We start from the raw sequence: 25647 nt of genomic DNA on the forward strand, positions 1-25647 counted from the left end.
CTGGTCTTACTGTGTAAGGTAGCCGCCGTGCGCAAGGAACCACTCAGCCGCGAACGCGTACTCGCGGCCGCCGTCACGATCGCCGACACCGACGGGCTCGCCGCGGTGACGATGCGCCGGATCGGGGCCGACCTCGGCGTCGAGGCCATGTCGCTCTACCACCATCTGCGCGGCAAGGACGCCCTCCTGGACGGCGTCGCCGAAACCCTGGTCGCCGAGGTGCTCGACGCGGTCGGCCGAGCCGGCGGCGCGGACTGGCGGGCCCGGCTGCGCGGCCGGTTCCTCGCCGCGCGGGAGGTGATGCTGCGCCACCCGTGGGGGCCGGGGCTGCTCAACTCGCGACAGTCGGTGCCGTTCGGTGTGTACACCTACTACGACGCCATCCTCGGCACACTCGTCGAGGGCGGATTCACGTACCGGCTGGCGCACCGGGCGCTGCACGCCTTCGGGAGCATGCCGCTCGGCTTCGTCCAGGAGGTGTTCAACGCCCAGGCCGGCGCCGACGACGACCTGAGCGCGGTCGCCGACGTCCTGCCGCACCTGACCGCCATGGTCGCCGGCGAGACGCACGAGGCCGAACTCGGCTGGTGCGACAGCCGGGTCGAGTTCGAGTTCACTCTGGACCTTGTGCTCGACGGCCTGGAACGCCTGCGCGCCTGAGCCCTGCTCGGAAATGTCGGTGGGGTCGCGTATGCTCCGGCGCGGCGAAGTTGTAGCGCAGAGGTCGTCGCGCCTTGGCATCGAGCAGGAGGACGCCGGTTCGAATCCGGCCGGCTTCGCCGCCTGACCACCACCGCGGGGAGGCGTCGGCATGATCATTCGATGCCCGGCCATCAACGACCCGGATCGCGGCCTGGCCGATCCGGGCGACTTCGACGGCATCCTGGGCCGCCTCGCCGCACCCGAGCCGATCGCCGAGCCCGAGGAGTTCGCCCGCGGCCTGCTCCGCCCCGACGGCCGCGTCGACCTGTGCAAACAGGGCCTCGGCCCGGAGCAGGCGGCCCGCGTCACCACCGTCGCGGCCGCCTCCCCACACCGCACCCACCTGCTGCTCGGCACCAACGGGCTCGGCGCCGACGGCGCCCGCGCGGTCGCCGGAGCGCTCGCCCCCGGCCACCGGATCAGCACCCTCTACCTCGGCTGCAACCGGATCGACGCGGACGGCGCCGGCGCCCTCGCCGACCAGCTCGCCGCCGACGGCACGGTCCGCGCCCTCTGGCTCAAACGCAACCCGATCGGCGACCAGGGGGTGGCGCGGCTCGCGGCCGCACTCTCCGAGAACACCACCTTGCGTACGCTCGACCTGGTCAACACCGGCCTGACCGCCGCCGGTCTGGAACCGCTCGCCGACGCCCTCGCCGCCCGGCCGCCCGGCATGCAGCGCCTCTTCCTCGGCGGCAACGGCCTCGGCCCCGACGCGGTCGGCGTCCTCACCAGACTCGTCCGCGAGGGCGGCGTCCGCGAGCTGTTCCTCGCCGTCAACCACCTCGGCGATTCCGGCGCCGCCGCCCTGGCGGAAAACCTGTCGGGGTCCGCGATGACCCTCGGCCTGGGTGGCAACGGCATCACCGACATCGCCCCGCTCGCCGCGCACCTGCGCGCGTGGACCGCCCTCGACCTGGCCCGGCCACCGTCCGAGCGTGCCCTCGGCGGCCGCGCCAACGAGGTCGGCGACACCGGCGCGGCCCTGCTCGCCGAGGCCCTGCCCGGCAGCGCCCTGAAACGGCTCGACGTGCGGTTCACCGGCGTCACCGGCCGCGGCGCCCGGCTCCTGCTCGCCGCCGGCGCCCACCTCGACCACCTGGGCCTCAACGGCGGCGTCCCCCGGCGCATGCGACGGCAGGCCCCGAAGACCACCACCCCACCACACGAGGACATCAACGCGATCGTGAGCGTCTACCGGTGACCGAGCAGCCACGTCAAAGCGCGTCCCGCCGCGCCCACCGCGCTCCGGTGACCCGATGAGCGGGCCGTCCGGCTCGTTTCCGGGCCGGCCGCGCGCGGCGGAGGCGGCGCGATGAGCGGCACCCTGACCGAGTGGGCGCGGATCCGCCGCTACGCCCTACCGGAGTGGATGATCGCCGAGTCCACCGAGGCGCGTGAGCGCGGCGACTGGCGGGCCGCCTGTGCGGCCGCCCGGATCGACGTCGACCTCGACGACGAGGGCGCCGAGCTGGCCCGCCATCTCGCACCCGACCTGCTGCGCTGGCATCTGCCCCGGGCACTCGGGGGCTATACGACGTTCGCGCCCCAGCGACAGTACGTCCTGGTTCCGAACGGTCCGGTCGATCAGGACACGCTCACCCTGGTGGTCGACTCGCCGGTGTCGCTGATCGGATCGCAGCGGCTCACCCTGAAGGCGGTGCGCGGCGCCCACCTCGGGCAGGAGAGCTACCTTCCGCTGCCCACCTACCTCTGGGACGCCCGCCACGCCGGTGAGTTGCGGTTCGCGCTGGGCGGCTCGGCGGAGCGGATGCCCGGGTTCACCTCGGCCGGCGAGCCGTTGCCCGATGCCGAGTTCGGCACGTGGGACGACGCGCCGGCGCTGGCCGAGCGGGTGCGGCTGGCGCCCACCCTGGCCGCGGCGTTCACCACGGCCGGGCTCCTGGTCACCGACGCGGATGGGAACGGCTGGGCGCGCCAGGAAGACCTTACGGGCGTCGATCCGCTGCGGGTGGCGTTCGACGCCCGGCAGCTCACCGCGAAGTACGGGCAGGCCACCTGGGCGCTGTGGGCCGACTTCCGGTGGTACCTGCGGGTCGAGGTCGACGACGATCGGATCCGGGTCGCCTGGAAGAAGTCCGACCGCGGCTGGTCCGACCCGATGCGGCACGCCCCGCGCCTGCACCGCGACCTGACCCGGTATTCGCCCGACCTCGACCTGGTGCGGGCGGGCCGGCTCACGCCCGCCGACCTGCATCCGCTCGTGCGGGCCGCGCTGTTCCCCGCCCACTCCTCCACGACCGCCTCCGGCACGCCGCCTCGTTCCCCGGCCCCGCCGGCCGCTTCGTCCGCACTCTCGCCCGCCGCTTCATGGGGCGAATCGTCTCGCTCGCCGGCGGAGGCGGAGATCATCCGGGTGCGCTGCCAGGGGGAGTGGCATCGGGTCGGCCTGGCCGGCGGCCGGTTCGAGCTGCCCGCGCACAGTGCGGAGGAGCGGCAGCGGGAACGCGCCATGCGCGCCTTCGGTGGCGCGGTGACCGGCTGTTTCGCGGCCGAGCAGGCCTGGCGCGGCACCGGCGGCCGCCTCCCGAAACGGATCCGCGCCCACCGCAAGGACCTGTGGCTGCGCATGATCCACGGCGGGACCCGGGTCGTCCTGGAACTGCTCGACGCCGGTATGGACCCGCACCTGCGGGACAGCCGTGGCCGCACCCTGATGCACCGGGTCCGCTCCTTCGACCACGCCCGTCTGCTGCCCCGGCTGGTCGCCGAAGGGCTCGACGTCAACGCCAAGGACCTGGAGGGCAGCACACCGCTCTACCTCGCGGTGGTGCACCGGTGGCCGGCCGGCCTGATCCGGGCACTGGTGGACGCGGGCGCCGACCCGCACCTGCCCAACCAGGACGACATGTCGGTGATCGACTACGCCGACGACGTGCTGCACTACTTCGAGGACCTTCCACCCGAGTTCGTGGCCGCCGTCGAGTACGTCCGCAAGAAAGCGTGACCGACCTTCCACAGTGGCGACGGATCCGGGCGTACGGCGTACCGGAGAGAATGATCGAGGAATGCGCCGCGGCACGGGCGAAAGGCGACTGGCAGGCCGCGTGCCTGGCCGGTGAGATCGACGTCGTCCCCGGCCCGGAGCGCCTTCCGGAGGAGCTGCTCGCCGGGTTCGCGCCCGATCTGGTGCGCTGGCACCTGCCACGGGCGCTCGGCGGGCACACCACGCTGGCCACCGGCATCGAGTACGTGCTGGCCCCGGACGGTCCGGTCGGCCCCGACACCGTCGTGCTCCGGCTGACCGCGCCCGCGTCGGTGCTCGGGTCGCAGCGGTTGCGGCTCGGCGCCGCCCGGATGGGTGACCTCGACGAGCCCAGGGTCGTGCGGCTCGCGCCCTGGCAGTGGGACGCCCGGCAGGCCGGTGAGCTGCGGGCCGCGGTCGGCGGTGACGAGCGGCGGGTTCCGCGGTTCGGGCCGGACGGGGACCGGCTTCCACGGGCCGAGCTGGGGCTTCGCACCGACCGGCCGGGGCAGGCCGAACGGGTCCTGCTGGACCGTGGCACCCCCACGGCGTGGGACGCGGCCGGGATCGTCGTGGACGGCGACTTCACGGATCCCTACTTCGGCCGGGCGGTCGACAGGCTCCGGCGCACGGCCGCGGCCATCGATCCGCTGCGGCTGCGCATCGAGGTACGGCGGCTCGCCGAACAGTTCGGGAAGCCGTCGTGGGCGTTGTGGTACGACAGGTCGCGGGCGTTGCGGATCGACGTCGACGGGAACGCTGTCCGGGCCACCGCGGTCGAGGCGAACTGGTGGGAGCAATCGGCGCCGATCCGCCTGCTGCCGCGCCTGCATCCCGCGCTGCTGCGCTCGCCGGTCGACCTCGACCTGGTCTGGAATGGACTGCTCACACCGTTTCAACTGCACCCACTCGTACGATCAGCGTTGTTCCCGGCGACCGGGGCCGCTCCCTTCCCCTGGCCCACCTCGCCGGGGGCCGCTTCGCTCACCTCGTCCCTCTTGTCGCCGCGGCGCGATTCCTCCTCGTCCGCCCCGCTGGGAGCCGGTTCGCTGCTATTGCCGCGGGGCGGAGCGGCGTCCCACTCCTCTGTCTCACGGGTGGAAGCGGCCCGGGTGCGGTGCGGCGGGCGGTGGCATGTGGTGGAAAGCCGGGACGGGCGTCTCCGTCTGCTCGCCCATGACGACGCCGAGCGGCGGCGGGAGCGGGCCATGCGGGCCTTCGGCGGGGTGGTGACCGGGTGTTTCGCCGTCGAACGGGCGTGGACCGGCGATGCTGGGCGGCTGCCGCGACGGCTGCACGCCGTACGCGATGATCTTTGGCTTCGGATGGTGCACGGCGGTAGCCGGGTGGTCTTCGAACTGCTCGACGCCGGGATGGACCCCGGCCTGCGCGACGGGCGGGGCCGTGGCCTGATGCATCTGCTCCGGTCCTTCGATCATGAGCGTCTGCTGCCGCGTCTGCTGGCGGCGGGGGCCGACGTCGACGCCCTCGACCGGGAGGGCAACACGCCGCTCGCCACCGGTGTCGCCCTGGGCTGGCCGCTCGACCTGATCAAGGCGCTGGTCGCGGCCGGGGCGAATCCCGGTTGCCGGGCGTACAACTACAAGGACCTCACCCTTCTCGAAGCCGTCGACTTCCAGGATCAGATGCGGTCCGAACCCCGGCCCGCGGAGGCGCTCGCCGTGATCTCCTTCCTCAGGAGAAACGTAGGATCGCCCGTGGCGGAGTCGTAGAGCAGGGGTCGTCGCGCTCCTGGGTCGATTGATCAAACAACGTGCTCGCCGCCGGACAGGCGGAGAGCCGAAACGACCGTGGAGCGCGGGTAAGACCGGGACTCGTCCCGGCACCGCGCAGTGAAGCGGTAACCCACCCGGACGCCGCGCGGTCCACGCGCAGCGTGGAGGGAATCTCCGTCCTTTGGGCGGAGAGGATGTCATTTGAGCAGATCGGACACCACGATCGTCACGAAGATCAGGATGACTGCCTCGCTCACCAGCCACGAGTGCTCGTTGGCCCAGTCCCGGACCTTTGGCAGCACCGTCACCGCGCGCTGACCGAGCACGAGCAGGATGATCAGCGGCAACGCCAGCAACAGCAGCGTCACAGCCAGGAACGGCAGCAGGTGCCACCAGGGTTTGTCGTGGCCGGCGAGGCTTCCGGTGACCGCCACCATGGTGGCCTCGTCGCTGGGCATGGCGATGAACAGCAGAAAACCCAAGCCGAAGGCGAAGCGGGGGCTGGCCGCCTGCAACGTGTTCATCCACTTCGGCGGCCGGCTCCGCTTGCGGCGGACGAAGATGATCACCATCAGCGCCAGCAGCACGGCCAGCACCACCCAATCGATCAGGTGACGAGTGCCGTCATGCTTGCCCTGGCCGCCTCCCGCACCTCGCACGACGTGAAAGGCGAAGTGCCAGACGGTCAGCCCGATCAGCCCGGCGAGCCCGGCCCCACCCAGGTAGGCGAGCGAGCTGCGCCTCGCCTCCTGGCTGGAGGCGAGGAAGATGGCGGTGATGATCTGCGGGCCGGCGATCATCACCACCGCGAGCAACAGCACGCTCAGCCAATTCACGGCTTCCCTCCTTCGGGCTCATCCTTCCCAAGCGGAGCCCGTCCCGGACGTCGTTTGCCCGATCAGGTCCCGTGGCCACGTTCGTGCCCCGGGCGAAGGCCGTCACGTGCCCGGCGCCCGGGCCGCCCGCCAAAAGTGTCGGTGGGCCGCCGTATGCTCCGTCGCGGCGGAGTCGTAGCGCAGAGGTCGTCGCGCCTGGAAGACATTTAGGAGGACGCCGGTTCGAATCCGGTCGGCTCCGCCACCTCAGCAACGACACGGGGGTCGACCGATTTCTGCTCTGGGAGACTGGCGGCTCGTCCGTCGCTATGCGGTCCCCGACTGGATGATCGCCGAGTGCACGAAGGCCCGGGAGCGCGGCGACTGGCGGGCCGCCTGCGCCGCGGCCCGGATCGATGTCACGTTCACCGACGCCGGCCCGGTCGCCGGCCTGCTCGCCGGGTTCGCGCCCGACCTGCTCCGCTGGCATCTGCCACGGTCGTCCAGCGGAAACGCCGCACTGGCCCCCAGGATGCGGTTCGTCCTGGCCCCCGACCGGCCGATCACACCCGACACCTGGGTCCTCGTGGTGCGCTCGCCCCGGTGGGTGACCGGGACCCAGCGGCTCACCCTCGAAGCGGCGCGTGCCGGGGATCTGGAGGAGGGGCCGGTCTTCCCGCTTCCGCCCCACCTGTGGGACGCCCGCCGATCCGCCGAGCCGCGTGCGGCGGGTGGAGCCGCGAGGCCGCGCGGGGCCGGGGCGATCGACCTGTGGGCCTCGGCCGGGTGGTTGATCGACCAGGCAGACGCCCGATCCTGGCCGCGGGCCGGCCGGGCCGTCCTGGACGAGGCTGACCCCTGGGTGGCCGCGCGCACGCTGCGGTGGATCGCCGAACTGTTCCGGGGCTGGTCGTTTCCGGTGTGGGCGGACGGTCACCAGCGGCCGTCGCGGTGCGTCCGGCTCGAGGTGGCGGGGGAGCGGAACGGGATCACCCGTTCACTGCTGGACCCACCCCAGCCGGGGATGACGCCGGCGCGACCATGTCTGCATCCGGCTCTGCTGCGGCAGCCGGTGGAGATCGGCCTGGTCACGCGGGGGCTGATCCCGGTTCGGGACGTGCATCCGCTGGTCCGGGCGGCGCTGTTCCCGGATGCTCCGGTGGATTCCGCACCGCCTCGGCGGTGCGCCCACGACGTACGGGTCAGGGTTCGCTGTGGTGGGGAGTGGCACTGGGTCGGCCTTCGCGGCAACGATCTCGACCTGCTGGAGCACACCGACGCCGACCGGCTGCGGGAGCAGGCGCTCCGCGCCTTCGGCGGGTCGCTCGCCGGATGTTTCCGGGCCGAATCCGCATGGTACGGAGGTGAGGGCGCCGTGCCACGCGGCCTTCTCGAGCACCGGCGCGACCTGTGGCGGCGGATGGAGCACGGCGGCAGCCGGGTGGTGCTCGACATGCTCGACGCGGGGCTCGACCCGCACATCCGCGACGGTCAGGGACGGACCCTGCTGCACCGGATCCACCTGTTCGACCACGGGGAGTTGCTGCCCCGGCTGCTCGCCGAAGGCCTCGACATCAACGCCGTCAGCCGGCGGGGCTGGACGCCGATGTGCGAGGCGCTGGTCCACTCCGCTCCGGCTGAGCTGCTCCAGGCGCTGAACGCGGCCGGCGCGTACCCTCAGCTCTCGTTGACCGACCCGGCCGAGTGGGCCGCCTCGCCCGCCTGACGCCGGGGCCGGATCGCGGACCGGCGGAAATGTCGTAGGGCTCGCGTATGCTCCGGCGCGGCGAGGTCGTAGCGCAGAGGTCGTCGCGCCCGGCATCAACCGGGAGGACGCCGGTTCGACTCCGGTCGGCCTCGCCACCTGGGGTTTTGCGGCACGGGGGAGGAACCGGCGTGATCGGGACGAGTCATCGGGTGGGGGCGTTCCGGTGAGCCTGCACCGTGACCGGCTCGAGCTGTCCGATGGGGAGCGCATCCGGCGGTATGCGGTTCCCAGCTGGATGATCGCCGAGTGCACCGCGGCCCGGGAGCGTGGCGACTGGCGTGCGGCGTGCGAGGCGGCCCTGATCGACGTCACCTTCGACGATCCCGGGCCGGTCGCCGGTCTGCTCGCCGGGTTCGCGCCCGACCTGCTGCGATGGCATCTCCCTCGGGCCATGGGCGGCACCGTCCATCTGGTCGGCTGGCGGAGCTACCTGCTGGCCGGCGACGGGCCGGTCAGGCCGGACACCACGGTCCTGATGGTCCGGACGCCCGAGACCTCGAACGGGGCGAACCGTCTGACGCTCGACGCGGTGCGGGCCGGCGACATCGAGGGGCGTTCGATCTGCCCGCTCCCGCCGTACCTCTGGGATGCCCGCCGGGCCGGCGAGCTGCCGCACACCGGGGCCGCCGGTCCCGCTGACGGCGACGCGGCCCTGGCCGAGGCCTGGACCGCGGCCGGCTGGGAGCTCGACGAGGACGGCTTCCGTGCCTGGCGCCGGTGGCACCTCTCGCTGCTGCGCAGCCTGGATCCGGTGCTGGCCGCCCGCGAGCTGCGCCGGATCTCGGCACAGTTCGGCCGCCGGTCGTGGGTGTTGCAGGAGCGCTGGGGGGTCAGCGAGCTGTGCCTGCTGGCGTCCGGTGACCGGATCCGGGTCACCGTCCCGGCGAGCCGGCCGGCGGAGACGAACGGGGCCGAGCTGCGGTTGCTGCCCGACATGCTCCGCCCGCCGATCGACCGGGCGCTGATCGAGGCCGGCCGCCTGGACCCTGCCGACCTGCATCCGCTGGTTCGCGACGTGCTGGCACCCGGGGTGACGGGAGATCCCGACCCGTCGTTCGTGCCCGCCGGGCTTCTCGACGAGCGGGTGTTCCGGGTCCGCTGCCGCGGTGTCTGGCACTGGGTTTCGGTCCGCGCCGGCCGGCTCGAGCTGCCCGAGCACAGCGACGACGAGCGGCAGCGTGAGCTGTCCCTCCAGGCGTTCGGCGGGGAGATCGGCGGCTGCTTCAAAGCCGACCTGGGCTGGCGCGGCCGGGCCAGGTGGCTGCCGAGAGCCCTGCGTGAGCACCGCCGCGACCTGTGGCTGCGGCTGGAGTCGGGCGGCCCGCGTGTGGTGACCGCACTGCTCGACGCCGGGCTCGAGCCGCGGCTGTGCGACGGCGGCGGCCGGACCCTGGTGCACCTGCTCGGCGCGTTCGGGGATCCCGCGGTGCTGCCCCGGCTCCTGGCCGCCGGCCTCGACGTGGACGCCCGCGACCGGGAGGGCATCACGCCGCTGTTCGAGGCGCTGACCCGGCGGTGGCCGATCGAGCTGATCATCGCTCTGGTCGACGCCGGCGCCGACCCGCGCCTGCCGGTGCAGGGCGTTTCGCCGTTGAAGTACCTCAAGACGCTCACGAACCGGGACATGACTCCCGGCCTCACCGCCGCGCTGGCCTACCTCAGGGGGAAGAAAGCATGACGACCGGGCTCGACGCCGCCGACGAGCTGCTGCGCCAGATCAGGGTCACCCGGACCGAGCCGGTCACCGACCACCGGGCCGCCGCGCTGGCCCTGTGCGTCGCCGCGAACCTTCCGGTGCTGCTCTGGGGCGAGCCGGGCATCGGCAAGTCGGCGACCCTCGCCCAGCTCGCCGAAGGCCTGGACGCGCCGATGGAGACGGTCATCGCCAGCGTGCACGAGCCGTCCGACTTCGCCGGTCTGCCCATCGTCGGCGACGATCCGGCCGTTCAGGGTGTGCCGATGGCGCCGCCCGACTGGGCGGTCCGGCTCGCCCGCCACGGGCGCGGCCTGCTCTTCTTCGACGAGCTGTCGTCGGCGCCGCCGGCCGTGCAGGCCGCCCTGCTCCGGGTGGTGCTGGAGCGCCGGGTCGGCAGTCTGGTCCTCCCCGACGAGGTGCGGATCGTGGCCGCCGCGAACCCGCCGTCCAGCGCCGCCGACGGCTGGCATCTCAGCCCGCCGCTGGCCAACCGGTTCGTCCACCTGCACTGGGCGCACGATCCGCGGGTCGTCGCCCGGGGTCTGACCGGTGTGTGGCCGCGGATCGACGTACCGGCCGTGTCGCTGGACCGGGCGCCCAGCGCGCTGGCCCGGGCCCGCGGTGTGATCGCCGGCTTCCTGACCGCCCGCCCCGGTCTCACCCACCACCTGCCCACCGACGCCGAGGCGCGCGGCGGCGCCTGGCCGTCCCCGCGGACCTGGGGCATGGCCCTGCGCCTGCTGGTCTTCCATTTCTGTGCCGGCACCGGGCGGGAGGCGCTGGCCACCGCGATCATCGGCGCGGTCGGTGACGGTCCCGGCCTGGAGCTGACCACCTACCTCGACGAGCTGGATCTGCCCGACCCCGAGCGGGTCCTCGCCAACCCGGCCGCGTTCGCGCTGCCCGACCGCGGTGACCGCCAGCTGGCGTTCCTGACCGCGGTCGTGGCCGCCATCGAGGCCTCGGTGACCCGGGACCGCTGGGAGGCGGGCTGGACCGTGCTCGCGAAGGCCGTCGATGCCGGGGTCCCGGACGTGGCCGCCCGGGCCGCCTTCGACCTGGCCCGCATGCGTGATCCGAAGTGGCCGGTCCCGTCGTCGATCGACGCCTTCCTGGATGTCCTCACCGCTTCCGGGATGCTGACCGGTGGCGCCTGACCCGAACCCCGTCGCTCCGGCGCTCGACGAGTCGGGAGTGGTGGCGCCCGTCCAGGACGCCGTCGCCTCGGCCCACACCGACTCGGAAGCGGCGGCACCGGCGCGGGAGGCGGCCCGGCGGCTGGACCGGACGAAGCTGCTGGCCGCGCGGCTCAAAGCGGCAGGCAGCCAGCCCTATCTGGCGTCCGCCCTCTACAGCCTGACCGTGGTGCCGAGCCTCGGCGTCCCCACGATGGGCGTGGACAGGCACTGGCGCTGCTATGTGAATCCCGGGTTCGTCGAGGCCACGCCGGTCCACGAGCTCGCCGCCGTCTGGGTGCACGAGGTCGCCCACCTGCTGCGGGACCATCACGCGCGGGCCGCGCTGCTCGTTCCCGAGTACCGGCATGATCATCAGCGGGTCAACATCGCCCAGGACTGCGAGATCAACGACGATCTGTCGTCGCTGCCGTCGGGCGCCATGCGGCCGGAGATGTTCGGCCTTCCCGAGGGGCAGCTGTTCGAGCAGTATGTGCCCGGGATCCCGGCGGGTCATCGGCACCACGAGTGCGGCTCCGGAGCGCACGGCCGCCCGCAGCCGTGGGAGTTGTCGGACGCCGCCCGGGTCAGCCCGGTCGAGGCGGCCGCGATCCGCCGGCAGACCGCGCAGGAGCTGCGGGCTCAGGCCAAGGCCCGGGGCCGGATCCCGGCGGGGTGGCGTCGCTGGGCGGACGAGATCCTGGAACCCACCGTCGACTGGCGGCGGGCTCTCACCGGCGCCGTCCGGGAGGCCGCGTCCTGGGCTTCCGGGGCGGTCGACTACACCTATCAGCGCCCGTCCCGGCGTGGGGCGGCCGTTCCCCGCGTGGTGCTGCCCAGCCTGCGCCGTCCGATGCCGCGGGTGGCGGTGGTCGTCGACACCTCCGGTTCGATGGGCGACGACGAACTCCGTGCGGTGCTCGGTGAGGTCGCCGGGGTGCTGCGGGCGGTCGGCATCGGCCGCAACCGGGTCGCCGTGCTGGCCTGTGACGCCGACGTGCACGCGGTGCGCCGGGCCGCCACGGTCGGTGACGTCGTCCTGGCGGGCGGCGGCGGCACCGACATGCGGGTCGGCATCGAACAGGCGCTGAAGGGGCCGGAACTTCCACACATCGTCATCGTCCTGACCGACGGCTACACCCCGTGGCCGGATGCCCAGCCCGGCCAGGTCCGGGTCATCGCCGGAGTGATCGGCGAATGCGGCGACGACCCGCCATCCTGGATCGAGACGATCCGCATCCCGCTGGAGGCCGCCACCCCCGGGCGATGACCGGCGCCCGCTGTTGGCCGTGGGTAGCGCTTCTGCTGACAGCCCGGACGTGGTTCGGATCTGACCTCGGAAGCCTTCGCGGGGCCGCACCTGCCCGGAGCCCGGCGAGCGTCGCTGTACCGCTTGCGATGGATACCGGTGCCCGCCGCCCCGCCGCTACCGTGGCCCGGTGCCACCGACGGAGCCACGACGGCGCCTCGCGCAGGTCGCCGGCGGTGTCGCCGTCGCGGCCTGCCTCGCCGTCCTCCTGGCCCGGCACGAGGGCGCGCTGTCCACGGCGGATCAGCTGGCGAGCGTCGGCAGCCTGATCGTCGCCTTGGTCCTCGGCGTGCTCGGCCTGCGGCGCGGCGCACCCACCACCCCGGACCCGGCGGACGATGCCGCGGACCGGCTGGCCGATCGGGTGCGCAGGCAGTGGCGGCACGAGATCGGCGTACGCCGTCTGGAGCAACCGCGAGCGCTGCGCCTCACCTGGACCCCCGCGACGCCGGCCGTGGCCGGCGTGCCGGCGCCACGTGCCGGAAGCCTGGACCGGGACGCCCCGGCCGCGTACCGCCTGGTGGAGCTGGTCCGCGAGACCCGCCCCGGCCAGCTGGTGGTGCTGGGCGCGCCCGGCTCCGGCAAGTCGAGCCTGATGACACTGTTCACGGTCGCCGCCGTCGACCTGGCCGAACCGGGCGACCCGATTCCGGTGCTGCTGGCCCTGCCCGCCTGGGACACCCGTGAGCCGTTGGACGACTGGATCGCCCGCCGGGTCGCCGGGGACTATCCGGGCACGCCACCGGACCTGGTGGCGGAGGGTCGTGTCCTGCCGATCCTGGACGGTCTCGACGAGCTTCCGGATCCGGCTCTCGCCTTCGACGAGCTGAACCGGATCGCGGCTAGCCTGCCCGGCCTGGTCCTGACCTGCCGCGACGCCGAGTACGAGCGGGCGGTCACGGCCCGGGGCCCGCTCGGCAGGGCGGCGGTGGTCCGGATCGCGCCGGTCCCGCCGGACGACGCGATCGCCTTTCTCACCGACAGCGACGTCCACGGCAGCACGCGCTGGCTTCCGGTCGCGGAACGCCTGCGCGACGATCCCGGCGGCGCTCTGGCCGTCACTCTCACCAACCCGCTGATGATCTCCCTGGCCCGGGCGGTCTACCGGGCGCCGGCCACCGACCCGTCGGAGCTGCTGCGGATGGCCGGAGACACCGTGGACACCCATCTGCTCGGCGAGTTCCTGCGTACCGCGTACCCGGCGGAGCGTGACCGCCGCAGGCTCGCCCTGCTCGCCGCCGGACCACAGTTGCGCTGGTGGATGCTGGCCTCGCTGGTCCGTCCGGCGGTCCTCACCGGGGTCGTCGCGATACCGCCGACCGGGCTGGGCGCGGCCGTGGGGGCGGGCTTCGCGGCCCTGACCGGCTACCGGTTCGGGCCGGCCATCGGGTACGCGACGATCACCGGCCTGGCCCTGGGCGTCCTCGCGGGGCTGCGCGCCGCCCGTACCGTCCGCGGGGGTGAACCGTCCGGTGGTCTCGCGGTCCTGGCCGCCGCGCTGCGCGACGGCCTGGCCGCAGGCACGGTCTTCGCGGTCGGCGGGTCGGTGGCGCTGGCCGTCACCGGCGCGTCCCCGACCGAGCTGCTCGGTTCGCTGGGCCTGCTCGGCGTGGTCGGCGGCACCATGTTCGGAATCGTCAGCAACGGTCTGGCGGCGGGCCGGCGGATCGTCCCGTACCGGTTCGGCCGCCGGGCCGTCACCCTGCCGCGGCGGATCGCGCACGGCTGCGTGACGGCGTCCGCTTTCAGCCTTCCGGCGGCCGCCGTGATCGCGATCCTCGACGCCGTCGAACGCTGGGAGCCGGGGCATGGCTGGCTTCCGCTCGTGCCGCGGGTGCTGGCCAGGACCCTGACCACCGGCCTGGGCGGCGCTCTCGCGATCGGTGTGCCGATCGGTGTCGGCCGTTGGCTGAGCGTCCCCGACGTGACCGATCCGGATCAGGCGGTCGCCGCCACGTTCCGTTCGTCGCTGCGCAGCGAACGGGAGACGCTGCTGATGACCACGCTCGGCGCGGGCTTCGCTGTGGGCGCGGTGACGGCCGCCGTGGTCGCCCTGTTCGGCGGCAGTCCCGCCATCGCGGCCGTGCTGGCGGGACTGCCGGTGACGGTGCTGGCGGCCTTCGGCTCGGGCGCCCCGTGGGTCGCCTACACGGCGGCCCGTTCGTGGCTGGCCGCGCGCGGTCGCCTGCCGTGGCGCCTGACCCGTTTCCTCGAGGACGCGCACCGCCGCCAGGTCCTGCGCCAGGACGGCCCGGCCTACCGGTTCCGGCACGAGAGGCTGCGGTCGTATCTCTCCGGCGATCCGCCGCCGGCGTCCGCCATGTCACCACCTTCACCGGTACGCCGGAGCACCACCACGGTGACCGCCCTGGCCGCGGTGGCGCTGCTGCTGGTGACCGGTGCGACGGTCGTCCCCGGGGCGGCGCGGACCCTGGCGGCGAAGGTCGCGGACGCCGCCTGCCGGGTGTCCGTCCAGGTGGCGGTGGCCGAGTCCGCCGCCGCCACGGTCGCCGAGGCGGCGCAGCGGTTCAACCGGTCGGAGAACGCGGTGTGCGACCGGATCCTGGTGCGCGACGCAGGCCCCGATCCGCTGGCCGGGCCCCCGGACGGTGCGGACGTGTGGATCCCCGAGTCGTACGCCGCCATCCGGTCCGCCCCGCCCGGGGTCACGATCAGGTACCCGCTTCTGGGCGAGGGCGGGCTGGTCATGGCCTTCCCCGAACGCGCGAGGCCTCATCTGGACGGGGCCGGATGGCCGAAGATCGCCGGGTACCTGAGCGACCCCGGCCGCTGGCGGCGCGACACCGGCGGCCGTCTCGGCCCGCTACGGCTGATCCTGCCGGACCCGGGACGCTCGGCGGCCGGGCTCTCCGTGCTGACCGGCCTGGCCGCCGGGGCCGCCGGGGTGCAGGAGCTGTCCGCACGCGACTCCGGGGACGCCGCGAACTGGACCCGGGTCGCGGACATGCTCGCGAACGTGGCCGACGTCGAGCAGCACGGGCCCGCGCCGCTGTGCGAGCAGGAGCGGGACGACGGCGTCACCGTGGTGATCACCGAACCCCGGCTGGTCCGGGCCGTCAACGAGGGGTGGTGCGGCTGGCTGCCGGCCCGGCGCTGGCACACGACCGCGCTGGTGTCCAACGGCATCGAGGCCGACCTGCCGTTCATCACGCTCGCCTCGGTGGGGGCCGGCCAGGAGGATCTCGCGAGCGCGTTCTACGACTTCCTGCGGCCCGTGTTCGCCAACCCGAACCCGGACCGGCTCCTGCCGGACGTCCGGGACATGGTCCTGGTGGCGGTGGCCGCCCAATGGCCCCTGGTGCGCCCGCCGGTGACCGCCGTCCTGGTGGTGGACGCGTCGGGGTCGATGACGGGCCGGATGGACCGCGTCCGGCGGACCTCACGTCCCGGGATGGCGGCGCTCGGTACGGGCGACCGTCTCGGTCTGTGGTCCTTCTCCGGCGGGCGGCGCCCACCCGATCCCGGATACCGGCAACTCGTCGCCACCGAACCGGCGCGCGACGTGTATCCGCTGGTCGGCGCCACGATCGACCGGATCGCGCCGGGCGGTGACTCGCCGGCCGGGACGGCGGTCGCCGGCGTGCACCGCTGGATCCGGGAGACGATGCCCCGGACCCGGCACGTGAATCTCGTCGTGGTGTCCGACGGCGCCGGGGACCGCCCGTACACCGCGGCGGCGGTCACCGACGAACTGGTGAACCGGGACGGTCCACCGGTGGAGACCATCCTGATCGAGTTGAAGGACGAGCCGGGGTCCGGCGACCCGTACACCGTGACGCCACCGCGTCCCGGCTACCGGGGTGCGATGACCACGTTCACGGTGAGCGCCGACGATGCCGCGGCGGAAGCCTTCCGGCAGGCGTTCACCTGGTATTGAGCAGGCGTAATAGGGTCGGCGGATGCGTGCACCGATCCCGTCCCTGCTGGTCGCCCCGATGGCCGGCGGCCCGTCCACCCCCGCTCTGGTGATCGCCGCCGGGCGGGCCGGCGCCCTCGGTCTGCTGGCCGCGGGCTACAAGACCCCGGAGGCGGTGGAGGACGAGCTGCGCGCGGTGCGGTCCGCGGGGACCGGGTACGGGCTGAACATCTTCGTCCCGTCGCGCCCGCCGTCCGACGTCGCCGCACTGGAGCGCTACCGTCGACTGCTCCAGGCCGAGGCCGACCGGTACGGGGTGGACCTGCCCCCGCTGCGCCTGCGCGACGACGACCACTTCGACGCCAAGGTGGACCTCGCCACCGCGTACGCGCCTCCACTGGTCAGCTTCACGTTCGGCGTACCGGATCGGAATGTGGTGGCCGCGTTGCAGGCCGCCGGAAGCCTCGTCGCGGTGACCGTGACGTCCGCGGCGGAAGCCGCACCGGCCCTGGCCGTGGCCCCCGACCTGCTGATCGCCCAGGCCGGTACGGCGGGCGGCCACGCCTCCACGACCGCACCGGCCACCTACCGGGGCGCCACGACGGCCCCGGAGATCCTGGCCGCGATCCGGTCGGTGACGGATGTGCCGGTGATCGTGGCCGGCGGCACCGGATCCGCGTCGGACGTGCGCGGGCTGCTGTCCGCTGGCGCGGCCGCGGTCCAGGCGGGCACCGTGTTCCTGCTGGCCGAGGAGGCCGGCACCCGGCCGGCGCAGCGCGCCGCCATGCTCTCCGCGGGCGCCCACGAGACCGTGGTGACCCGGGCGTTCACCGGCCAGCCGGCGCGGGCGCTGCGCAACCGGTTCACCGACGAGTACTCGGCCGTCGCCCCGATCGGCTATCCGGCCGTACACCATCTGACCGCGCCGATCCGGGCGGCGGCCGCCGATCAGGGCGACGCCGGGGCGCTCAACCTGTGGGCCGGTACCGGCTTCGCGGCGGCCCGCCCGGCGCCGACTGCGGACATCATCCAGGAGCTAAGTTAACCGACATGGCGGTTGCTGTAGACGAATAATCGCGCCATAAGCTCGGCACTCTTCACAGCAAGTTAATCATGGTTTACCGTCTCGACATGGACGACGGTCTCTTCGACGACGCCGCTGTCATTCGGCGGGTGGCCCGGGAGGGGCTCCTGCTCGCCGGTGGCGGCCGCGCCACACTCCTGCAGATCGCACACCCGGGCGTCGCCGCGGGCGTGTACGACCACAGCAACTTCGCCGAACGCCCCCTCGACCGGCTGCGCACCACGATGAGCTACATCTTCGGCGTGCTCTTCGGCACCGTCGACGAGGGCCGGGCCATCAGCCGCGCCGTGGCCGGGATGCACCGCAGGGTGACCGGCCCCGGCTACCACGCCGACGACCCCGACCTCCAGGTCTGGGTCAACGCCACCCTCTACGACACCGCGATCCTGCTCTACCAGCGGATCTTCGGGCCGCTCGGCCCGGCCGAACTGGACGAGTGCTACCGCCAGTACGCGGTGCTCGCCACCTCGATCGGCTGCCCCGAGGACGCCTGGCCCACCGACCGCGCCACCTTCGACGCGTACTGGCACCGCACCGTCACCACGCTCCAGGTCAGCGACCAGGCCCGGGAGATCGCGGCCGCGCTCATGAAACCGAGGAACATCCCGGCCCTGCTGCGCCCCGCGAAGCCGCTCAACCGCCTGGTCACCATCGGGCTGCTCCCGGAACCGATCCGGGCCGGATTCGGCTACACCTGGTCACCCGGGAGGCAGCGGACCCTCGACGCGTTCCTCGCCACCACCAAGGTCGTCTACCCACGCCTGCCCATGCGGCTGCGCGACGTGGTGAAGGACTACTACCTCAACGACCTGCGGCGACGGCTGGCCCGGCGGCGCAACCCCCTGACCGCCGACGGCCGATAGGACAGCGAGAACGAACGCGGACGAAGGGCGTACCTCCCGGGGCCGGGCCTGCTGACTGCTGCTCCCCTCCCTGGCCGTCCTCGGCGGTCTCACCGTCGGCATCGCCGAGGGGCGCCGGCCGCCTCGTTCGGGGTCTCCGGCCAGTACATCAAAGTCCGCGCGGGCAGCGTCGAGCGCACCGACGTGGACACCGTCCAGAGCGTCGACGCGAGAGTGCCTAAACCAGCACAGCGATAAACCCGATCGCCGCTGTACCGCCGCAGGGGATCGCAATCAGCCCAAATACCCATCCGGATAGAACACCCATCGCGAGGTTCGGCGAGGTCGGTCGAAGACCAAAGCCAAGCGCCATGCAGACGACGAACAGCACAAGTTCGAGTGTTCCGGTCAGCCAGGCCACCATGAACACCGAGTCGGGTACGAGGTAGAAGACGGTATACAGAAAAGGAGCGGCGGCGACAACATGGCCGGTTACGGCAGCAGCTATTCCTGCGGCGGCCTGGTTGCTTGATCCCGATTGATCAGCGGTCACAGCGGTAAGAATGTCCGTGGCCTTGTCGGCGGTCCAGCTGGCCCAACAGGTTTTCACGAAACTTCCCGACGCTGCTCACACGATCTCCACACGCGCTGGCTGGGCGGTCCCCTCTAGAGTAAAAGTGCCGCAGCAGCGGACCGGCGCGCTGGCCGGCATGTTGATCTGCCGAGTTGAGTGCGTCAGGCGGCAGCGCCTACCGGTAGCGTGCGATAGATTGGCGACCCCCTCGGCGGCGCTGTACCGGAGTTGAGATAATGGAACCGTCTTTGCATGCAGTCTGGAATCATTCCATTGATGTATGGCTCGATGATTCCTTTGAAACTGCCTCTCAGGGCACCAAGATGCTTGCAGGAATTCAGCACCTTCACAACAATGTAATCCCCGAAGGATTGGCGTGGGCTGTCGAAACGTTCGAGGAGGTCACGTTTCGGCGAGCTGCCGAAGGGCTCAGGTATTTCGGCTTTCGAGACCTCGATCCGTTCTTCACGGATCTGCTTGTAAACCGTAACGATCTAGAGTATCTCAATTCGAGGGAGGATGAATATTTCGAACTCTTCCCCGAGGACGCGGTACTTGAACGGGCTATCCTTGCGCGGCTGTCCGAGTTTCCCGACGAGTTCGATGACGGCGAGCCTTGACAGGCCGGTACAGGGCTCGGCCGGGCAGGTTCGCGCCCAGATATACCGCGAGGCAGCCGTTGCTTTCCGGTGCTGGATCCCTCGTACGCCGGGCGCAGCCACGTCAAGCTCAAACGGGACGGTGTTCGTGGCGGCCGCATCGGGTAACGGCTCTGGCCACAAATGGGCTGGACGAGTTGAGAGTGATCGTGTGCTGCGAGCGGATCGTGATAGCCGCCGAACTGGAAGAAATCAGGCGGCTGGCGAAGGATTCCAGATCTCATCCAGGATCTCGGCGACCAAGTCGGGATGAGCGTCGTCGTCGGTCGTGAGCCGGTCGAGCAGCGAGCGCGCGATGGCCGGGTGCCGATCGTGCCAGGCCAAAGCCTCACGGTAAAGCTCCATGCGGTTGGCCGCCGCCATTGACTCCGCGACGCCGAGCCGCATCAGCACGTTGAGAGCGCTTGCGAAGCCACCCGCCGAGTCGCGCATCTCGGCGCCCGCCTCTTTCAGTCCCGCGGCGACGAGCGGGTCGAGCACGTGCTGCAGGATGTCGGCCTCGAAGTCGCAGGTGAAGTGCGCCTCCTGGCGAAGCCGCCCGATCGGGTCGCGCAGCATCCGGACCCGCGCGTCTCCGTCGCTGTCCATGCGCAGGAGCCACGACAGGTCGACCGGCGGCGGCTCGTCGGGCGAGCCCAGCGACAGCGAGACGTCGATCCGCCCCGCGCGGCGAACCCGGTCGACCCGGATCAGGTCGAGCATGCCGAGCCATCCACCGGCGGCCGACTCCGACCTCCATCGCAGGCACATGTCCCGCCACGCCTCGACGTTGTGGGTGTCGTCGCCGCCGAAGAGCCGGGACACCCGGATGTCGTCCGCGCACAACGCCAGGAGCAGCAGGTTCGCCGAATAGACCGACAGGGACCGGTGACGCGGGAGATAGTCGCCGAACGCGCGCGGCGGCCGGGGTGACATGGCCGGCCGGAAGAGGCGGACCAGCAGATCGGTCCACTCCGTGCGCATCGCGGACGGCATCGCGGAGACGATGCCGCGGAGGAAGTCGACCGTCTGGCGGCGGCCCGCCAGTGGCGCGAACGACAGCAGGGCGTGCAGCAGATCGTCGTCGGCCGCCTCGCCGGGCGGAAGGCCGACGCCTGTTCCAGCGCGATCAGGTGGCGCACCACGCCGTGGATCAGCCGGGCGACCAGGAATTCGCCGAACGTGGCATGCAGGAACTCGTAGGTTTCCAGGGCGATGCCGTCCGCGGGTGGCGCGTGCCCGGTGCACGAAGAAGAACGAGCCCAGCGTCAGCGAGTCGTGCTGGTGTCCGACTTGTGCAGCTCGGGAGTACCGCGTCAGAAGATCGGGTCTCCGGCGATCAGCCGGGCCCGGAGGTTGGCGGCGATCGAGATCTCTTCCCGCAGGTCGGGGTCGAGGCCGTCGCGTACCTGCGGCACCAGGTCGGCGACCGTGCGTGGCGAGCCGCCCTTCCGTAGCACGAACTCCCGCCGGGCCCGGTCGTACAGCGCGACCACCGGCCCGCGCACGTGCGCCAGCAAGGCGTCCGGGCCGGTCGGCGACTCGGCCTGGTGGCCGGCCACTTCGAACAGCCCTTCGGTCACCCCGCCGAACAGCCACTCGTCGACCTCCACCACCCCGTCGACGACCAGTACGGCGTCGCCGAGGACCAGCCGGCGGGCCCGGAGAGCGCCGCGCACCACGTAGATGGCGTGCACGTCGGTGCCGAGGTCGAGGGTGCCGGCGACGGTCAGGCCGCCGCCGAACACGGCCGTCTCGAGTTCGTCGCGCTCCTCGCAGCGGGCCTCCGCGTCGAACTCGTCGACGGTGACCGGCGCTTCGTGCAGCTCGACCCCGTCGGTGTGCCCGGAGAACCAGGAGTTGCCGGTCAGTTCGTCTGCCTGTGGCGCGGAAATCTTCATCGCAGGGGAGCCTAGGGCCACGCGTCGGCGGCGGCCAAGGCGTGTTCCTGCGCCCGGGCGAACGTGCCGTTCCCGGCCACGATGATCCGCGCGACAGAACCTGGACGTGACCGTGCCGGTGGCTCCAGCCACCGATGTGCCGACACTGACGGAGTGTTCACAGGAACGGCTCATCCTCGTCGTCCGGTATGGGGTCGACAAGGGCGAGTACGCGTTCAAGCACGCCCTCAGGCGCTCGATCAGCGCCGGCAGGCGTACCTGTGGGCGATCTACAACGTCGACCAGGCCGCCGAAGCCGACATCGCGGACCGGCGCAGACGCCTGGGCGGACGCCGCCGGCGGCGCAGTGGCGGTAGCTGCTCCACACCGGTGTCGTCGGCGACACCGGGTTCCAGGGCGTGCTGCGCGGCCAGGGCCGCCTGGACCCGGACGCGGGCTCCTCCCTCGAAGCGCTGCGCACCCCATGACTCGCTTGAGCTGCTGAAACGCGCAGGCATACTATCGAACATGCGTTCGATTTGGCCACGCGGTGGGGTTGGCGGAGGTGGTCGATATGGTGTCTCGCGGAACTCCTTGGCGGTCGACCAGGATCCGGGACCTTTCCAGCTGGAAGGTCCTCGAGCTGGTCGAGGACCGGAAAGGAGAAGAACCGTGACGGACGGCCCTCAGGGAAATCGTCGGTGGTGGCAGAACCCGGCGGCGGTGGCGGCGTTGATCAGCGCCCTCGCCGCTCTGCTGACCGCCATCGCGACACTCGCAGGTGTTCTGAAGGGGAGCGGCCCCTCCTAGCCGGACAGCTAGAACGGGGCCGCACGTGGTAGGTGGTCCGCCCTCATCGTTTGCCGCGTCGGGGGCGGGCCTTCTACGTGTCGAGCGGGCGATCACCCGCTCGATCTTGATCCTCGACGGATACCTAGCCTAGACGCCGGCAACGTCGTGCTCTTGCCCGCGAGACTAACCGAGTCTTTCAGAAAGTGTCTGCGTCTCCGCACGGGTGGGTAGGGCGTCGATCGCGGCCGGTAGCCGTCGACAGCGGTCTGCGGGCCGGGCAGATCCCGGCCCGGGAACGGTTCGGGGGCCGCCGGCTCCTTTCTGCAACGGGCGGCGACACGGCCGGGCCGAGGGTGAGAGAAACCGTGAAGGACATGATGAAGAAGACGACCGGCATGCCGGACTGGTTCTGGCATGCACCCGGACCGCTGAGTAAGGCTCACTGGCCCTGACTCGAACGCCTGGCGTCAACCTACGCGGCTCGTGCTCACCGGGATCGCCGTGAGCGGGACTGCTCGGAACGTGCCTGCCCGGATCGACGGGGGCGCGCCGGCGGGTCGGATGGGGCATCAACGGCGCCGGGACTGGAGAACACCACCGGAGCAACGGCTGGACGCACGTCCTCCGGCGGCGGCCAGGGCGACGCCACCATCGCGGCTGCGCTGACGGGCGCCGACGGCGATGCCAGGTCCAGGATCTGCTGAGCCTGGCCGGCGTCGATACCACGACCGGGGTCGATGCGCACGCCCGCCGCATCGGCCAGGTCCTCGATGTCGTGGCTGGTCACGGTGTTGGGGCCGAGATCGGTGAGTCGCCGGGCGAACTCTTGCACACTGATCATGCGTTGCATTCCTCTACAGCTGGTAACACGACAGAGCCGAAAGCCGGTGGTTCGCGTCGGGGTCTGTTCAAGATTAGGCAGCGCTCAGGCCCCGTGTGCGTTGGAGCTGACGGCCAAACAGCGACGAAGCCGATCAACACCGCTGCGGCTGCTGGACGGATCCCGCCGAACGACTCGCACCGGGACCGCCTGTCGAACCATCGCCGCCCCGCCACCGGACGGCCATGCCCCCGATGGCGGCCAGCGACTGGATACCCGGGAGCTGTGCCAGTGAATCTACCGGCCAGCCGGACCAGCCCGCAAAGGCGGGTGACCCCGACGGATAAGCCGCTCCCATCCGCAACCGCGTCCGGGCCGCGGCCGCAGTCTTGGCAATCCTCGCCGAATCCGGGCGCAGCCTCGCCGACCTGAGACAGGCTGGCATCGATGAATGGCTCGCCGGCCGGCTGTTGCCCGGCGCCGATCGTGCTGCTCTGGGACGGGCTGCCCGCGCATAAGTCGACCAGGATACTCGGCCTGATCGCCGTCCGGCCCTGGCTGCGCGTCTACCGGCTGCCCGGCTGCGCGCCCGAGCTCAACTCGGTCGAGAGCATGTGGTCCAGCCTCAATCGCGGCATGGCCAACCTCGCCCATGAATTCCTCGACACCAGCGGACTGGCACCACCCGGACCCTGACCCCAAAGCTCAGTAGAATTCGCAAACAGGTTCGTCGAAGTCCCCCTGGCTCCCCCGCCTATCGTCCGGTGCCCTTCTGGTGGATGCGGCTGAGCGTCTCCTGCCACACATCCGGCCCGGCCTGATCCGCTTTCTTGGTCGTGAAATAGTCGCCGTGCCGGATGACGGTCCAGGCGAGAACCACCAGGCAGGTCAGTGACAGGGTCAGGAGGAGGCCCTGAGCGATGTCTTCCGTCCACGAATACCAGTCGGGGTAGAGCAGCGCGTCAATCTCGGGAATGCGCGCGGCGAATCTATCGCTGGCCAGCTCGTCGAAATAGGCCGGGAATCCGGTCAGGGCGCCGCCGTCGGCGCCGACGGAGAACAATCCCCACAGGGCCAGAGTCGAGGTGGTGACCAGAATCGTGGTGCGAGCCCAACGACGGCCGCGCAGAACAAGCGACACGAGAACACCACATGCCACGCCGACCGCACCCATCACGAGCAGCTCGATCGCACCGCCGTGACCGCGCAGCATCAGTGGCGGCGTCGGCCCGTCCTGATCGACGATGTCAGCGAAGATCGCCGTCAGCTTCTCCGGCGCGGAAGTGCCCCACCATCGCAGTTCCACCACCGCGACGATGACGAGAAACAGGCCGGTCACCGCCAGCACGCCCAGCAGAATCGACGACAGCCGGACCAGCCGCGGGGCACCCGTGATTTCCATGATCGAAATCATAGGGTCCCGCTGAACCTCAGCCTTTGGAGCAGCTGTGGCCGCCACCGCACGGGCTCCACCGGGCACCCTGCCGCAGCGGCTACCGCGAGTGCGGCACCGAGCCGAGCCGTGCGGTGGTCACCGAGCAATCGATAGAACACCGCACGCCGCTTTGTAAGGGCGCGATCGAACGCGATGCACTCTGGGGCCGCCGGACCGAACCGGCAGGAACGGTGAGCTGTCCACCGTTGACGCGATCTACCGACGCACGGTCTTCACGCTTGCAACATGGTCGTTCCCGCAGGTCAGCGCAATGATCATTGAGGCCGGGTGCGCCGGCGGCCCGCGGCCCGTGATCAGCGCGGCCACCTGACCCCGCGGCCGTCCGCCTCCCCGGTGGCGGGTAGGTTCGGGACCGATGAGCTCCCTTGACGAAGTGGCGAAGCGCGACGCATGGCGCTGCTGGGTGTGTGACGAGCAGGTCGACGCCGGCATGTCGGTGAACGATCCGCGGGGCCCCAGCGTCGATGCCCGGACCGCCGACCGGAAAGCCAAACTGGCCGAGCGGCTCGCCCACCGGGCCTGCAACTCCCGCAAAGGCGCGGTCAAGATCGTCATCGCCTGGCCGGACCGGCTCAACGTGATCGAGCCCGCCCCGCTGCTCACCGTCGCCGAGCGCCTGGAACGCAAGGGCGGCCGGGAACTGGTGGCCCGCTGTCCGAGCCGCAAGGACGCCCAGGAGGCGGCGGACTGGCTGGCCGACCGCTTCACCCGCCTCGTGCCCGGCCTCCCGGTGACCACGACCGTCGAACCGGGCGGCGGCCAGTTCCTCGTCGCCCTTTCCGCCGGCCGCCGCTGAACCCGTCCCCGCGCTCGTCGCGGGGCAGAGGCTCAGGCGACCCGCGGAGTCGGGGCCGTCGGGAGTGCCGGCATGGAGACGTCGCCGGTCCGATCCGGCGCTGGCGACAGCGACGGCGACGGGACCTCGGCAGTCGCGGGAGCGACCTGTGCCAGCAGCGCGGTGAGGTGGCCCACTTCGTCGGCGGCCAGCTGGAACGAGCCGCGGCACATGGCGCCCGCCCACAACGACACCACGACCACCTGACGGTTCTCGTGGTAGCTGACGCGCATCGTCCGGCCGTCGCCGCGTACGTCGGTGAAAACGTCACCGACTGTCGGCATCGGATACACCTCACCCATGTCCGCAGTCTCTCCCACGGACGCCCGGTTTGGAAAGATCGCGGAACCGTACGATCCGCGCATGGAACTGACGGAGTTCGAGGCGCTCGCGGAACCCTTCTGCCGGGAGGCGGCCGCAGAACAGGCCCGGTAACGGGTCCAGCCTCATCGAGGGCCTGACCGTCACCGCGGACGAGATCGCGGCCGTCGAACGCGCGATGGCGGTGACCCTGCCGGACAGGTACAGGGCCTTCATGACCCGGCCCGGCGCGGGCTGTTTCGGTTTCGTGAACGGTACGACGATCTCCGGACCGTCAACGACCGGGAGTTCCGCGACTGACCAGGCAGCGGGTCAGGACCGGCTGACGAGGTGCGGGACTC

The 25647-nt window shown here is 71.8% G+C and carries 22 protein-coding genes and 3 tRNA genes; 17 read left to right on the top strand and 8 right to left on the bottom strand.

Going from position 1 to position 25647, the window contains the following annotated elements:
* The first annotated feature begins 27 nt into the window (after nt 1–27).
* From KZ829_RS07835 to KZ829_RS07855, 5 genes are all read left to right on the top strand, one after another.
* Entirely contained in the window at nt 28–660 is a 633-nt protein-coding gene (locus tag KZ829_RS07835; protein ID WP_308285379.1) for a TetR/AcrR family transcriptional regulator C-terminal domain-containing protein, read from the top strand.
* A gap of 46 nt (nt 661–706) precedes the next feature.
* Nucleotides 707–779 (top strand) — tRNA-OTHER (locus KZ829_RS07840).
* Between the two features lie 32 nt (nt 780–811).
* Nucleotides 812–1906: a leucine-rich repeat domain-containing protein gene (locus KZ829_RS07845; RefSeq protein ID WP_220143166.1), complete on the top strand. Its 1095-nt coding sequence runs from the start codon at nt 812–814 to the stop codon at nt 1904–1906.
* A gap of 111 nt (nt 1907–2017) precedes the next feature.
* A complete protein-coding gene (locus KZ829_RS07850) occupies nt 2018–3670 on the top strand; it encodes an ankyrin repeat domain-containing protein (protein WP_220143167.1) in 1653 nt (550 codons plus the stop codon).
* Complete coding sequence (locus KZ829_RS07855; protein WP_220143168.1) at nt 3667–5421, top strand: ankyrin repeat domain-containing protein; 1755 nt, start codon at nt 3667–3669, stop codon at nt 5419–5421. The genes KZ829_RS07850 and KZ829_RS07855 overlap by 4 nt, the downstream gene beginning before the upstream one ends.
* Nucleotides 5422–5621: 200 nt before the next feature.
* On the opposite strand, the gene KZ829_RS07860 is transcribed toward KZ829_RS07855, so the two are convergent.
* Nucleotides 5622–6260 (bottom strand): GAP family protein, encoded by a 639-nt coding sequence (locus tag KZ829_RS07860; RefSeq protein WP_220143169.1) that lies wholly within the window; start codon nt 6258–6260, stop codon nt 5622–5624.
* A gap of 168 nt (nt 6261–6428) precedes the next feature.
* On the opposite strand from KZ829_RS07860, the gene KZ829_RS07865 reads away from it, so the two are divergent.
* The 9 genes from KZ829_RS07865 (at nt 6429) to KZ829_RS07905 (ending at nt 18011) form a co-directional block, all read left to right on the top strand.
* Nucleotides 6429–6504: transfer RNA gene (locus tag KZ829_RS07865), tRNA-Val, on the top strand.
* Nucleotides 6505–6585: 81 nt separating this feature from the next.
* On the top strand, nt 6586–7965 hold the full coding sequence (locus tag KZ829_RS07870; protein WP_220143170.1) for an ankyrin repeat domain-containing protein: 1380 nt from the start codon (nt 6586–6588) through the stop codon (nt 7963–7965).
* A gap of 62 nt (nt 7966–8027) precedes the next feature.
* Nucleotides 8028–8102, top strand: a tRNA-OTHER gene (locus KZ829_RS07875).
* Nucleotides 8103–8170: 68 nt separating this feature from the next.
* Nucleotides 8171–9685 carry an ankyrin repeat domain-containing protein gene (locus KZ829_RS07880; protein ID WP_220143171.1) on the top strand — a complete coding sequence of 505 codons (1515 nt, stop codon included), beginning with the start codon at nt 8171–8173 and terminating at the stop codon, nt 9683–9685.
* Complete coding sequence (locus KZ829_RS07885; protein ID WP_220143172.1) at nt 9682–10860, top strand: AAA family ATPase; 1179 nt, start codon at nt 9682–9684, stop codon at nt 10858–10860. The genes KZ829_RS07880 and KZ829_RS07885 overlap by 4 nt, the downstream gene beginning before the upstream one ends.
* Nucleotides 10850–12148 (top strand): vWA domain-containing protein, encoded by a 1299-nt coding sequence (locus KZ829_RS07890; RefSeq protein WP_308285380.1) that lies wholly within the window; start codon nt 10850–10852, stop codon nt 12146–12148. The genes KZ829_RS07885 and KZ829_RS07890 overlap by 11 nt, the downstream gene beginning before the upstream one ends.
* A gap of 169 nt (nt 12149–12317) precedes the next feature.
* Entirely contained in the window at nt 12318–16085 is a 3768-nt protein-coding gene (locus KZ829_RS07895; RefSeq protein ID WP_220143173.1) for a hypothetical protein, read from the top strand.
* A gap of 22 nt (nt 16086–16107) precedes the next feature.
* Complete coding sequence (locus KZ829_RS07900) at nt 16108–17109, top strand: nitronate monooxygenase (RefSeq protein ID WP_220143174.1); 1002 nt, start codon at nt 16108–16110, stop codon at nt 17107–17109.
* 86 nt (nt 17110–17195) lie between these two features.
* Entirely contained in the window at nt 17196–18011 is an 816-nt protein-coding gene (locus tag KZ829_RS07905) for an oxygenase MpaB family protein (protein ID WP_220143175.1), read from the top strand.
* Nucleotides 18012–18228: 217 nt separating this feature from the next.
* Here KZ829_RS07905 and KZ829_RS07910 read toward each other — a convergent pair whose 3' ends face one another.
* Nucleotides 18229–18543: a hypothetical protein gene (locus KZ829_RS07910; protein WP_220143176.1), complete on the bottom strand. Its 315-nt coding sequence runs from the start codon at nt 18541–18543 to the stop codon at nt 18229–18231.
* A gap of 257 nt (nt 18544–18800) precedes the next feature.
* Here KZ829_RS07910 and KZ829_RS07915 point away from each other — a divergent pair, with 257 nt between their 5' ends.
* Nucleotides 18801–19184, top strand: a complete 384-nt coding sequence (locus KZ829_RS07915; protein WP_220143177.1) for a hypothetical protein — start codon at nt 18801–18803, stop codon at nt 19182–19184.
* A 231-nt stretch (nt 19185–19415) separates the two neighbouring features.
* On the opposite strand, the gene KZ829_RS07920 is transcribed toward KZ829_RS07915, so the two are convergent.
* The 4 genes from KZ829_RS07920 to KZ829_RS07935 all read right to left on the bottom strand — a co-directional run bounded on the left by KZ829_RS07920 (nt 19416) and on the right by KZ829_RS07935 (nt 22724).
* The gene (locus KZ829_RS07920; protein WP_220143178.1) at nt 19416–20198 is read right to left on the bottom strand and encodes a hypothetical protein; all 783 of its coding nucleotides are present in this window, start codon (nt 20196–20198) and stop codon (nt 19416–19418) included.
* 320 nt (nt 20199–20518) lie between these two features.
* A complete protein-coding gene (locus KZ829_RS07925; protein ID WP_220143179.1) occupies nt 20519–21103 on the bottom strand; it encodes a hypothetical protein in 585 nt (194 codons plus the stop codon).
* A gap of 269 nt (nt 21104–21372) precedes the next feature.
* On the bottom strand, nt 21373–21600 hold the full coding sequence (locus tag KZ829_RS07930) for a hypothetical protein (protein ID WP_220143180.1): 228 nt from the start codon (nt 21598–21600) through the stop codon (nt 21373–21375).
* A 761-nt stretch (nt 21601–22361) separates the two neighbouring features.
* Nucleotides 22362–22724 carry a hypothetical protein gene (locus KZ829_RS07935; RefSeq protein WP_220143181.1) on the bottom strand — a complete coding sequence of 121 codons (363 nt, stop codon included), beginning with the start codon at nt 22722–22724 and terminating at the stop codon, nt 22362–22364.
* A gap of 417 nt (nt 22725–23141) precedes the next feature.
* Here KZ829_RS07935 and KZ829_RS07940 point away from each other — a divergent pair, with 417 nt between their 5' ends.
* On the top strand, nt 23142–23390 hold the full coding sequence (locus KZ829_RS07940) for a transposase (RefSeq protein ID WP_220143182.1): 249 nt from the start codon (nt 23142–23144) through the stop codon (nt 23388–23390).
* A 58-nt stretch (nt 23391–23448) separates the two neighbouring features.
* On the opposite strand, the gene KZ829_RS07945 is transcribed toward KZ829_RS07940, so the two are convergent.
* A complete protein-coding gene (locus KZ829_RS07945) occupies nt 23449–24096 on the bottom strand; it encodes a hypothetical protein (protein ID WP_220143183.1) in 648 nt (215 codons plus the stop codon).
* A 409-nt stretch (nt 24097–24505) separates the two neighbouring features.
* Here KZ829_RS07945 and KZ829_RS07950 point away from each other — a divergent pair, with 409 nt between their 5' ends.
* The gene (locus KZ829_RS07950; RefSeq protein WP_220143184.1) at nt 24506–24946 is read left to right on the top strand and encodes a hypothetical protein; all 441 of its coding nucleotides are present in this window, start codon (nt 24506–24508) and stop codon (nt 24944–24946) included.
* A 32-nt stretch (nt 24947–24978) separates the two neighbouring features.
* Here the strand turns inward: KZ829_RS07950 and KZ829_RS07955 are convergent, their stop codons facing one another.
* Nucleotides 24979–25269: a hypothetical protein gene (locus KZ829_RS07955; protein WP_220143185.1), complete on the bottom strand. Its 291-nt coding sequence runs from the start codon at nt 25267–25269 to the stop codon at nt 24979–24981.
* Nucleotides 25270–25647: the final 378 nt, after the last annotated feature.

Origin of the sequence: Actinoplanes hulinensis (genome assembly GCF_019429605.1) — a bacterium.
GTDB lineage: Bacteria > Actinomycetota > Actinomycetes > Mycobacteriales > Micromonosporaceae > Actinoplanes > Actinoplanes campanulatus.